The organism is Pseudomonas sp. 21, from assembly GCF_000955805.1.
Classification (GTDB): Bacteria; Pseudomonadota; Gammaproteobacteria; order Pseudomonadales; family Pseudomonadaceae; genus Pseudomonas.
The window spans coordinates 1-11,443 of record NZ_JYOA01000004.1 but is presented as its reverse complement, the minus strand read 5'-3'; the positions used below and the strand labels follow the sequence as shown (position 1 = coordinate 11,443).

Sequence of the window (11,443 nt, the reverse complement as noted above, 5' to 3'; positions counted from 1 at the left end):
CCGATCCATTCCGAGGACAGGCTGCGTCACTTCCGCTACCTTCTATTCACTTCGAAACAAGGAGAGCTGCATGTTCGAATCCGCCGAGATCGGTCATTCCATCGACAAGGAAACCTACGAGAAGGAAGTCGCGGTGCTGCGCGAGGCCCTGCTCGAGGCGCAGTACGAGCTCAAGCAGCAGGCGCGCTTCCCGGTGATCATCCTGATCAACGGCATCGAGGGCGCCGGCAAGGGCGAGACGGTGAAGCTGCTCAACGAGTGGATGGACCCGCGGCTGATCCGGGTGGAAAGCTTCCTCCTGCCCACCGACGAGGAACTCTCGCGGCCACCGCAGTGGCGCTTCTGGCGCCGCCTGCCACCCAAGGGCACGACCGGCATCTTCTTCGGCAACTGGTACAGCCAGATGCTCTATGCGCGGGTCACCGGCGAGATCAAGGACAGCCAGCTCGACGGCCTGATCAACGATGCCGAGCGCTTCGAGCGGATGTACTCCGACGAGGGCGCGCTGATCTTCAAGTTCTGGTTCCACCTCTCCAAGAAGCAGCTCAAGGAGCGCCTCAAGGCGCTGGAGAACGACCCGACCCGCAGCTGGCAGCTGAGCGAGATCGACTGGAAGCAGAGCGAGGTCTACGACAAGTTCGTGCGCTACGGCGAGCGCGTGCTGCGCCGCACCAGCCGCGACTACGCGCCCTGGTATGTGGTGGAGGGCTCCGATGAGCGCTACCGCAGCCTGACGGTCGGCCGCACCATCCTCGAAAGCCTGCAGGCCGCGCTCAAGCGCAAGGACCGCCCGACTCCGCAGCCCCACGCCGCGCCGCTGGTCTCCAGCCTGGACAACAAGGGCCTGCTGGATGCGCTGGACCTGAGCCTGTCGCTGGACAAGGACCAGTACAAGGAACAGCTGGCCAAGGAGCAGGCGCGGCTGGCCACGCTGATGCGCGACAAGCGTTTCCGCAGCCACTCGCTGATTGCCGTGTTCGAGGGCAACGACGCGGCCGGCAAGGGCGGCGCGATCCGCCGTGTCACCGACGCGCTGGACCCGCGCCAGTACCGCATCGTGCCGATCGCCGCGCCCACCGAGGAGGAGCGTGCGCAGCCCTACCTGTGGCGCTTCTGGCGGCACATCCCGGCGCGCCGGCAGTTCACCATCTTCGACCGCTCCTGGTATGGCCGCGTGCTGGTGGAGCGGGTCGAGGGCTTCGCCAGCGACGCCGACTGGCTGCGTGCCTATGCGGAGATCAACGACTTCGAGGAGCAGTTGGCGAACTACAACATCGTGCTGGTGAAGTTCTGGCTGTCCATCGACCAGGAGACCCAGCTGGAGCGCTTCAAGGAGCGTGAGTCGATCCCGTTCAAGCGCTTCAAGATCACCGAGGAGGATTGGCGCAACCGCGACAAGTGGGACCAGTACGTGGACGCGGTGGGGGACATGGTCGACCGCACCAGCACGGAGATCGCGCCGTGGACGCTGATCGAGGCCAACGACAAGCGTTATGCGCGGGTGAAGGTGCTCAAGACCATCAACGATGCGTTGGAGGCGGCTTACGCGAGTACGAAGAAGGGCAAGAAGGACTGACTTTTCCTGCAGGAGCGAGCTCGCGAATGCGGCCTTCAAGGCCTGCTCCGGCGTTTGCCCTTGTGTAGGAGCGGGCTTTGTCCGCGATGTGTCTGCTTCGCGCTGGGCTTTCCTGCGCCGCTTCGGCGCGCGCGGCGAGACTTTGTTTCGCCCCCTCGGGCGAGTCCCTTTTGTCAAACGCCACAAAAGGAACCAAAAAGTCTTGCCCCGGACATCCGGTTTTTCGCTTGAGGCGAAAAATTCCCTCGTTGAAGCGAAGTTTCAGGGGCACGCCACGACGGGCCATCCCTGGCCCATCGTGGCTCTCGCGGCATCCATGCCGCTCAACCCCTGAAACTCCGCTTCAACGAGGCCTCCTGAACGGGGCGGTTCGGAGTGCTCGGATGTTTTTCTGGAAGTCTTTAAGAGCCGGAGCCGGAGCCGGAGCCGGAGCCGGAGCCGGAGCCGGAGCCGGATCGAGGGATTGAGGGCTTTTGTAGGAGCGAGCTTGCTCGCGAACAGGCCCCGTCGCGGAGTCGGTTCGCGAGCAAGGGCTAGGCGCCCCTCGGTCCTGCAAGGACATCAGGAACCGTTCTTCTGCGACGGCTTCGGCGCACCAATCAGCCGGCCCATGGCCCCGGCAATCCCCATCTCCCGCAATACCTGCAGCTCGCCTTCGGTCTCGACCATTTCCGCGATCAGCGGCAGGTCGATGCTGTTGGACGCGCGGTACATGGCCTCGATGAACAGGCGCTTGTCGTTGTCCTGGTCAATGGAGCGGATGTAGCTGCCGTCGATCTTCAGGTAGGCCAGGCCGAGGCGGGTCAGGTTGCCGATCAGGCTGAAGCGCCCGCCGAAGTGTTGCAGGCCGAGCTTGGCGCCGACTTCCTGGACCGACTGGGCGAGCTTCTCCAGCTCGGCCGGCGGGGGCAGGTAGCGTTCGTCCACTTCCAGGGTCATCAGCTGCGCTTCCTGCGGGTGGCCACGCAGGATTTCGAAGAGTTGGCGCAGGGGCTCGGCGCTGCGCACGGTTTCCGCCGAGAGCGACAGGGCCAGCGGTGCCGGTTGCTGGGCGAGGTGGGCGAGGGCGTGTTCGAGCATCGCCAGGTCGAAGCGCGCCGACCAGCCGAAGCGTTCGATCCATGGCAGGAATTGCCCGGCGGCCACGGCCTCGCCCTTGGGGTCGAGCAGCCGCGCGAGGACTTTCTGGTGCAGCAACTCGCCATTCTCGACGCAGGCGCGTACGGGCTGGAACCACAGCTGCAGCTTGCCCTTCAGCAGGGCATCGTCGAGCCAGTCGCGCCAGGCGCGGGAGTCCTGGGCGGGCTGGCTGCCGGAGCTGTCCAGGCGTTGCCAGGGACGATCGGGCGAGGATTGCGATTGCGCCAGTGCCTGGTCCGCGCGGGACAGCACGCTGGCCGCGGATTCGCCGGGGCGGAAGGCCGCGAGGCCAAGGTGCGCCACCGGCTTGCAGTCGCTGGCGCCGGTGCCGCGGAGGTTTTCCAGGGCGGCGCTGAGCTGGTCGGCCAGCAGTTCGGCGCTGGCGCTGTCGACGCCGGGGGCGAGCAGGGTGAACTCGCCGCCACGGCTGCGCGCGGCCAGCCAGTCCGGGGTGCCATGGGTCTCGCGCTCACGCTCCAGCAGCTCGGCGACGTCGCGGATCAGTGCGTCGGTGCGTTGTCCGCCCAGGCGCTGGTTGAGCCCGGCCAGGTCGTTCAGGCGCAGCAGCAGCAGATAGCCGGCGGCGTTCTGTTCGCTGGGCGAGAGTTGCGCGTCCAGCCGCGCATCGAACAGGCGACGGTTGGCCAGCCCGGAAAGGCTGTCCTGGTAGGCTTCCTCGCGCAGTTTCTCGCTGCGGCTGGCTTCCTCGGCGAACAGGGCCTTGAGCTTGTCGACCATCTGGTTCATCGCCTGTACCACGCGCCGCAGCTCCGGGGTGCGCGGTTCCTTGGGCAGGGTGAGGAATTCGCGGCGGGTGATGGCGTGGGCTTGCTGCACCATCTGGTCCAGCGGCTTCAACTGGGTGCGCAGCAGCCAGCCGCCGAGGATGGCGCTGACCAGCCCGCAGGCCAGCAGCCAGGCGAGGCTGCCCAGCGCGCCGTCCCACAGCTTGGCCAGGGCGAACTGCGGATGGCTGACCACCTCGACCCGCGCGGCCTGCTCCCAGCCGCGCATGATCAGCGCGTCGCCGCCCTGGGCCTTGAGGTTGACCAGCTTGGCGAACCAGGCCGGCACCTGCTGGTTCTGCGTGTCGCTGTCGCGCTCGACGATGACCTTGCCTTCGGGAATGCTCACCACGCGGATGGTGGCGAAGTAGCCGGAGTCGAAGATCGAGCTGACCATCAGCTTGATCATCGCCGGGTCGTCCACGTGCGGGGTGAGCGACAGGCCCAGGGCGGTGGCCGCGTCCTGGGCATGGGAGCGCAACTGGCCGATCAGCTGCTCGCGGGAGCTTTCCAGGCTGGCGGCGAAGCTGCCGGCGAAGGCGACCACGAGGAACAGGCAGATCGCCAGGAACAGTTGCTTGAGCAATGACATGCCGGGTTCTCCTATCGAGTCTCGTCGAGGTCCAGGCCCTCGGCGCGCATCTTGGTCAACAGGTCCTGCCAGCGCGACAGCTTCTTGCTGTCGCCGGTGCGCTTGCCGCCGCCGGGGCCGGGCAGCCACAGCCCCTCGGCGTTGAAGGCGTAGACGGGCAGGAGGTCCTTGCGCTGGGAGGCGGGCTTGATCTGCGGGATCAGGTTGTCCAGCACCAGCGGTTCGGCAGTGGGGGAGGCGTAGTAGGTGAGCACCATGTGCGCCTGGTTCTGCTGCAGCGCCTTGACGTAGGTGATGCGCAGCTTGTCGCTGGCGACCCCGAGGCGGCGCAGGGTGACGAACTTGGCGATGGAATAGTCCTCGCAGTCGCCGGCGCCCTTGTAGAGCGATTCCACCGGGGTCGCCCAGTAGTCCTCCTGGTGCCAGACGGTGCGGTCGTCGGTGAACACCAGCGCGCCGTTGAAGAAGGCGTTGACGGCCTTGAGCTTGGCCATCTCGTCGAGATTCTCGCTGTCGGCGATCAGGCGGCCCCAGGATTCGATGCGGGTCTTGGCGGTGCCGAGGTTGCCATAGCGCTGCTCGGCGTTCTTCAGGATGGTGTCGAAGTTCCAGGCGGCACCGGCGCTCAGCGCAAGGAGCGCGAGCAGCAGCACGCCGGCCCGCAGACGCAGCGGGCTGGCGAACAGCCAGAGGGCTCCTCGGGGTGGCTGCATCGCCAGCGCTCCATGTGGGATGTGTGGAGTCTAGGCGCTCTTCGAGAACTTGCGCTGGCGTATCGCCATTGAGCGCAAAGCCCCGTCCTACGGGCCTTCAAGGCGAATCTGACAGGATTGTCATTTAAGGGTCAGCCTCCGGTCCCGACGGCGGGCTTATAACCCCAGGATGCGGCCGCTGTGGCCGAACCAGACGCAGGAGAGCGGGATGCAGGGGCAACGGCGGGTTTGGCTGGCGGCAGGATTGCTGGGGGTGACGGCGCTGGGAGCGGGCATCTGGGGCTTTGCCGGCCGGCACGAGGCGCCGCAGGCCGCAGCCCAGCCCGCCGGTATACCGGTAACCCTGGCGCGCGTGGCCCGCGAGGACCTGGCGCAGAACCTCGACGGTGTCGGCACCGTCACCTCGCTGGCCAGCGTGCTGGTCCGCCCGCAAGTGGAAGGCCAGCTCACCGCGCTGCTCGTCGAGGAAGGGCAGATGGTCAAGCAGGGCGAACTGCTGGCGACCATCGATGACCGCGCGATCAAGGCCGCACTGGAGCAGGCCGAGGCCACCAAGCAGAGCAACCAGGCGCAGCTGCGCATCGTCGAGCAGGACCTGGCGCGCTATCAGACGCTGATCCAGCGCGGCTCGATTTCCCGGCAGACGGTGGAGCAGAGCGAAGCGGAAGCTGCCCGCCTGCGCGCCACCCTGCGCGGCAACGACGCCACCATCGATGCTGAACGCGTGCGCCTGTCCTATACCCGTATCACCTCACCTGTCGCCGGCCGTGTCGGCATTCGTAATGTCGACGTTGGCAATCTGCTGCGCACCAATGACAGCAATGGCCTGTTCAGCGTGACCCAGATGTCGCCGATCTCGGTGGTCTTCGCCCTGCCGCAGGAAAGCCTGCCCAAGTTGCAACCGCTGATGAGCAGCGATTCCCCGGTAGTGGCGCGCAGCCGCGACGGCGGCCAGTTGCTCGGCGAGGGCCACCTGCGCAGCATCGATAACCAGGTAGCCGCCAGCACCGGGACCATCCGGGTGCGCGCCGTATTCGACAACAAGGACGGCCAGCTCTGGCCGGGGCAGTTCGTCGCCATCGACCTGCAGTCCGGCGTACTGCACAACGGCCTGGTGCTGGACAGCCGCGCCGTGCGCCGTGGCCTCGACGGCGCCTTCGTGTTCCGCATCGAGGACGGCAAGGCGCAGAAGGTGCCGGTGCGCATTGTTGCGGAAGTGGACGGGCGCACCATTGTCGAGGGCCTGGCGGTGGACGATGAGGTGGTGCTCGACGGCCATTCCCGCCTGACGCCCGGCGCACGCGTGGAGGTGCAGGGCGACGTGCAGGCCCTGGCCCGCCGGAGCGAGCCATGAGCGTGCGCGCCGGCATGTCCGGCTGGTGCGTGCGCCACCTCATCGCCACCTGCCTGCTGACCATCGCCTCGCTGTTTCTCGGGCTGCTGGCGTTCTTCCGGCTCGGCGTCGCGCCGTTGCCGCAGGTGGACTTCCCGACCATCCAGGTCCAGGCGCTGCTGCCCGGCGGCAGCCCGGAGACCATGGCGTCGTCGGTGGCGACTCCGCTGGAAGTGCAGTTCAGCGCCATTCCCGGTATCACCCAGATGCTTTCCACCAGCGCCCTGGGCTCGACCACCCTGACCCTGCAGTTCGACCTGGACAAGAACATCGACGTCGCCGCCCAGGAGGTCACCGCCGCGATCAACGCCGCCGCCGGCCGGCTGCCGGCGGACATGCCGAACCTGCCGACCTGGCGCAAGATCAACCCGGCGGACAGCCCGATCATGATCGTGCGGGTGAACTCCGAGCTGATGCCGCTGATCGAGCTGAGCGACCTGGCCGAAGTGCTGCTGTCGCGCCAGCTCAGCCAGATCGCCGGGGTGGGGCAGATCTTCGTGGTCGGCCAGCAGCGCCCGGCGATCCGCATCCAGGCACAGCCGGAGAAGCTCGCGGCGTACCGCCTGACCCTGGCCGACCTGCGCCAGTCGCTGCAATCGGCGAGCATCAACCTGGCCAAGGGCGCGCTGTTCGGTGACGGCCGCGTGTCCACCCTGGCGGCCAACGACCAGTTGTTCAGCCCCGACGAATACGGCGACCTCGTCGTCGCTTACCGAGCGGGCGCGCCGGTGTTCCTGCGCGACCTGGCGAAGGTGGTGAAGGCGCCGGAAGACGACTACGTGCAGGCCTGGCCGGATGGCCGGCCGGGCGTTGCGCTGGTGATCCTGCGCCAGCCCGGCGCGAACATCGTCGAGACCTCCGATGCCATCCAGGCCGAGTTGCCGCGCCTGCGCGAGATGCTGCCGGCGGGCGTCGAGGTGGAAGTGCTCAACGACCGCACCCGCACCATCCGGGCCTCGCTGCACGAAGTCGAACTGACCCTGCTGCTGACCATGGGCCTGGTGGTGCTGGTGATGGGGCTGTTCCTGCGCCAGCTGTCGGCGACCCTGATCGTTGCCACGGTGCTGGCGGTGTCGCTCAGCGCCAGCTTTGCGGCGATGTACCTGCTGGGCTTCACGCTGAACAACCTGACCCTGGTGGCGCTGATCATCGCGGTGGGCTTCATCGTCGATGACGCCATCGTCGTGGTGGAAAACATCCACCGCCACCTGGAGCAGGGCAAGGACCGGGTCGAGGCGGCGCTGGCCGGCGCCTCGGAGATCAGCTTCACCGTGGTCTCGATCAGCTTCTCGCTGATCGCTGCGTTCATTCCCCTGCTGTTCATGGGCGGCATCGTCGGTCGGCTGTTCCGTGAGTTCGCCGTCAGCGTCACGGCGGCCATCCTGATCTCGGTGCTGGCCTCGCTGACGGTGGCGCCGATGCTCGCCTCGCGCTTCATGGGCAAGCCGAAGCATGGACATGATGACGGCGGCATCGCCGGCTGGCTGCTGGCGCGCTACGCCAGGGGACTGGATTGGTCGCTAAAGCACCAGCGTACGGTGCTCGCCGGCTTCGTGGTCTGCGTGGCCATCGCGGTGGCCGGCTATGTCGGGATTCCCAAGGGCTTCTTCCCGTCCCAGGACACTGCCTTCATCTTCGGTACCACCCAGGCCGCCGAGGATATTTCCTATGCCGACATGGCCGAGAAGCACAAGCAACTGGCGGACATCATTGCCGCCGACCCTGCCGTGCAGAGCTACAACCACGCCATCGGCATCACCGGTGGCAGCCAGAGCCTGTCCAACGGGCGCTTCTGGATCGTGCTCAAGGACCGCGGCGACCGCGACGTGTCGGTGGACGAGTTCATCAACCGCATCCGGCCCAAGCTGGCCAAGGTGCCGGGCATCGTTCTCTACCTGCGTTCGGCCCAGGACATCAACCTTGCCACCGGCCCGGTGCGCACCCAGTACCAGTACGCCCTGCGCAGCAACGATAGCGCGGCGCTGGCACTCTGGGCGGATCGGCTGACCCAGCGGCTGAAGGAGGAGGGCGGCCTGCAGGATGTCTCCAACGACCTGCAGATGGGCGCCAGTGTGACCTCGCTGCAGATCGACCGCGTGGCGGCGGCGCGCTTCGGGTTGTCCGCCGAGGACGTCAGCCAGACCCTGTATGACGCCTTCGGTCAGCGCCAGGTCGGCGAGTTCCAGACCGAGGTCAACCAGTACAAGGTCATCCTCGAACTGGACTCGCGGCAGCGCGGTCGTGCCGACAGCCTGGCGTGGTTCCACCTGCGCTCTCCGCTGACCGGCGAGATGGTCCCGCTGGCGGCGCTGGCGCGGGTCGTGCCGGACAAGTCCGGGCCGTTGCAGATCAACCACAACGGCATGTTCCCGGCGGTGACCCTGTCCTTCAACCTGTCACCGGGCGTGGCGCTGGGCGATGCCGTGAGTCTCGTCCAGCGCGCGCAGCAGGAGATCGGCATGCCGTCGAGCATCAGCGGCGAATTCCAGGGCGCCGCGGCGGCCTTCCAGAGCTCGCTGGCCAGCCAGCCGTTGCTGATCCTGGCCGCGCTGTTCGCGGTCTACGTGATCCTCGGCGTGCTCTACGAGAGCTTCGTGCACCCGCTGACGATCCTCTCGACGCTGCCTTCGGCGGGCATCGGCGCGGTGTTCCTGCTCTGGGGCTGGGGCCTGGAGTTTTCGGTGATGGCGCTGATCGGCCTGGTGCTGCTGATCGGCATCGTCAAGAAGAACGGCATCCTGATGGTCGACTTCGCCCTGGCTGCGCAACGCCAGCGCGGGCTGTCGCCTTACGATGCGATCCGCGAGGCGTGCCTGGCGCGCTTCCGGCCGATCATGATGACCACGCTGGCCGCGCTGCTCGGCGCGATCCCGCTGATGATCGGCTTCGGCACCGGCTCGGAGCTGCGCCAGCCGCTGGGCGTGGCGGTGGTGGGCGGGCTGATCTTCAGCCAGGCGCTGACCCTGTTCAGTACGCCGGTGGTCTACCTGGCGCTGGACCGCGTCTTCCACCGCCCGCAGCCTGCGCCGGTAATCGCCGGAGGTGCGGCATGAAGCGCGGCTGGGTAGCATGGCTGGACGCTGCGAACGGAGGGCAGGCATGCGCGTACTGATTGTCGAAGACGAGAGCAAGACCGCCGATTACCTGCAGCGCGGCCTGAGCGAGCAGGGCTTCACCGTGGACGTCGCGGCCAACGGCATCGATGGTCGGCACCTGGCGCTCAACGGCGAGTACGACGTCATCGTGCTCGACGTGATGCTTCCCGGTATCGACGGCTACGGCGTACTGCGCGCGTTGCGCGAACAGCGGCAGACGCCGGTGATCATGCTCACCGCCCGCGAGCGCGTGGAAGACCGCGTGCGCGGCCTGCGCGAGGGCGCCGACGACTACCTGATCAAGCCGTTCTCCTTCCTCGAACTGGTGGCGCGCCTGCAAGCGTTGACCCGCCGTGGCGCACACCTGGAAAGCGCCACGCAGATGCGCATCGCCGACCTGGCCATCGACCTCGTCAGCCGCCGCGTACAGCGCGGCGGCACGCGCCTGGAACTGACCGCCAAGGAGTACTCGCTGCTCTGCGTGCTGGCCCAGCGCAGCGGCGAAATCCTCTCCAAGACGGCCATCGCCGAGCTGGTCTGGGATATCAATTTCGACACCGATACCAATGTCGTCGAGGTCGCCATCAAGCGCCTGCGGGCCAAGCTCGACGGGCCGTTCGACACCAAGCTGCTGCACACCATCCGCGGCATGGGCTACGTGCTGGAGAGCCGCACCGTGCAGGAGCGCGAAGCGTGAAAGGCCTGTCGCTGTCGACCCGTCTGGCCGGCATGTTCGCCGTCGCCGCGCTGGGCATCTTCCTGCTCATCGGTTCGGCCATCTATTGCGTGCTCGACGCGCAGATCGAGCGCCTGCAACGCTCGGAGCTGGACACCCGCTTCAACATGGTCGCGCGCATGCTCGACAAGCCCGACCTCGCCGAGCGCTGGCCGCACATGCAGCTCAAGCTCAACACCCTGAGCCAGGAATACCAGCTGATCCGCTTCTGGATCGACAGCGACGACGCACGCTTCCGCTACGGCAAACCCAACGAGACGGTCAACCGGATGCTCAGCGCCGGAAGCGGCTATGCCGAGCTTGAACTGCCCGAACACGACGCGCCGCTCTCCGCCCGTGTCGGCCGCCTGCCGGCCAGCGATGGACGACCGGCGCTGGTGCTGCTGGCGGCGATCGACAGCGTGGCATTCAAGCACGCCCGCGAGGCGACGCTGATGACGCTGTTCGTGCTCTCCGCGCTGGGGATTGCGCTGGCAACCCTGTGCGGCCACTGGATTGCCCGCGTTGGTTTGCGGCCGCTGCACGAACTGTCCGCCGAAGCGAGGCAGATCAGCCCCCGCCAGCTGTCCCAGCGGTTGCGCCTGGCCGGCTTGCCGGCGGAGCTGTCGGCGTTGGCCGGCGCCTTCAACGAAGCACTGGACCGGCTGGAGCAGGCTTATCTGCGTCTGGAGTCGTTCAACGCCGACGTCGCCCACGAGCTGCGCACGCCCTTGGCCAACCTGATTGGCCAGAGCCAGGTCGCACTGTCCCGCGAGCGCAGCGCACAGGATTACGAGGAGGTGCTGCAGTCCAACCTGGAGGAGCTGGAGCGCCTGCGCGCCATCATCAACGACATGCTGTTCCTCGCCCGCGTCGACCAGGGCGGGCTGGCTGCGGAAAGGGTGGAAACCTCTCTGGCGGCCGAGGTGGCGACGACGCTGGACTTCCTCGAGGTGATCTTCGACGAACAGGGCGTGCAGGTGAACCTGCGCGGCGATGCGCGGGCCTGCGTCGAGCGCGCGCTGTTCCAGCGCGCGGTGACCAACTTGCTCTACAACGCCGCCCAGCACACCGCACCGGGCGGGCGCATCGACGTACGCCTGAGCGGCGAGCGCGGCGCCGCGCTGGTGGAAGTCAGCAACCCTGGCGAGCCGATCACGGCCGAGCAACGCGCGCGGCTGTTCGAGCGCTTCTATCGCGCCGACATGGCCCGCGCCAACAGCCAGAGCAACCATGGGCTGGGGTTGTCCATCGTCAAGGCGGTGGCGAGCATGCACGGCGGCTCGGTGTTCGTGCGCAGCGAGGGCGGGGTGAATACCTTCGGCTTTACCGTGGATGCGGTGGGGCCAGTTGGGCCGGCGCAGGATGGTCAGCAGGACGTGAAGGGCGAAGTGGTGCCAGTCTGAGGGCTGCAGTGCTCGGGCAACACCCCCC

At 67.2% G+C, this 11,443-nt stretch carries 7 protein-coding genes; 5 read left to right on the top strand and 2 right to left on the bottom strand.

Features of this window, described 5'->3' with window-relative positions; all coding sequences use genetic code 11:
- Positions 1-70: 70 nt before the first annotated feature.
- Positions 71-1,576 (top strand): polyphosphate:AMP phosphotransferase, encoded by a 1,506-nt coding sequence (gene pap, locus UB43_RS09580; protein WP_045210271.1) that lies wholly within the window; start codon positions 71-73, stop codon positions 1,574-1,576.
- A 561-nt stretch (positions 1,577-2,137) separates the two neighbouring features.
- On the opposite strand, the gene lapD is transcribed toward pap, so the two are convergent.
- Both lapD and lapG read right to left on the bottom strand, forming a co-directional pair.
- Positions 2,138-4,093: a cyclic di-GMP receptor LapD gene (gene lapD, locus UB43_RS09575; protein WP_045210268.1), complete on the bottom strand. Its 1,956-nt coding sequence runs from the start codon at positions 4,091-4,093 to the stop codon at positions 2,138-2,140.
- 11 nt (positions 4,094-4,104) lie between these two features.
- Positions 4,105-4,806 carry a cysteine protease LapG gene (gene lapG, locus UB43_RS09570; protein WP_045210266.1) on the bottom strand — a complete coding sequence of 234 codons (702 nt, stop codon included), beginning with the start codon at positions 4,804-4,806 and terminating at the stop codon, positions 4,105-4,107.
- A 208-nt stretch (positions 4,807-5,014) separates the two neighbouring features.
- Between lapG and UB43_RS09565 the strand changes: the two genes are divergently transcribed.
- Genes UB43_RS09565 through UB43_RS09550 form a run of 4 tightly spaced genes read left to right on the top strand, consistent with a single transcriptional unit; the run spans position 5,015 to position 11,415 of the window.
- Positions 5,015-6,160, top strand: coding sequence for an efflux RND transporter periplasmic adaptor subunit (locus UB43_RS09565; RefSeq protein ID WP_045210264.1), 1,146 nt, complete (start codon positions 5,015-5,017; stop codon positions 6,158-6,160).
- The gene (locus UB43_RS09560; RefSeq protein WP_045210263.1) at positions 6,157-9,252 is read left to right on the top strand and encodes a multidrug efflux RND transporter permease subunit; all 3,096 of its coding nucleotides are present in this window, start codon (positions 6,157-6,159) and stop codon (positions 9,250-9,252) included. Before UB43_RS09565 ends, UB43_RS09560 begins: the two co-directional genes overlap by 4 nt.
- A gap of 46 nt (positions 9,253-9,298) precedes the next feature.
- Positions 9,299-9,991, top strand: a complete 693-nt coding sequence (locus UB43_RS09555; RefSeq protein ID WP_024766145.1) for a heavy metal response regulator transcription factor — start codon at positions 9,299-9,301, stop codon at positions 9,989-9,991.
- A complete protein-coding gene (locus UB43_RS09550) occupies positions 9,988-11,415 on the top strand; it encodes a heavy metal sensor histidine kinase (RefSeq protein WP_052969526.1) in 1,428 nt (475 codons plus the stop codon). Before UB43_RS09555 ends, UB43_RS09550 begins: the two co-directional genes overlap by 4 nt.
- Positions 11,416-11,443 lie beyond the last annotated feature (28 nt).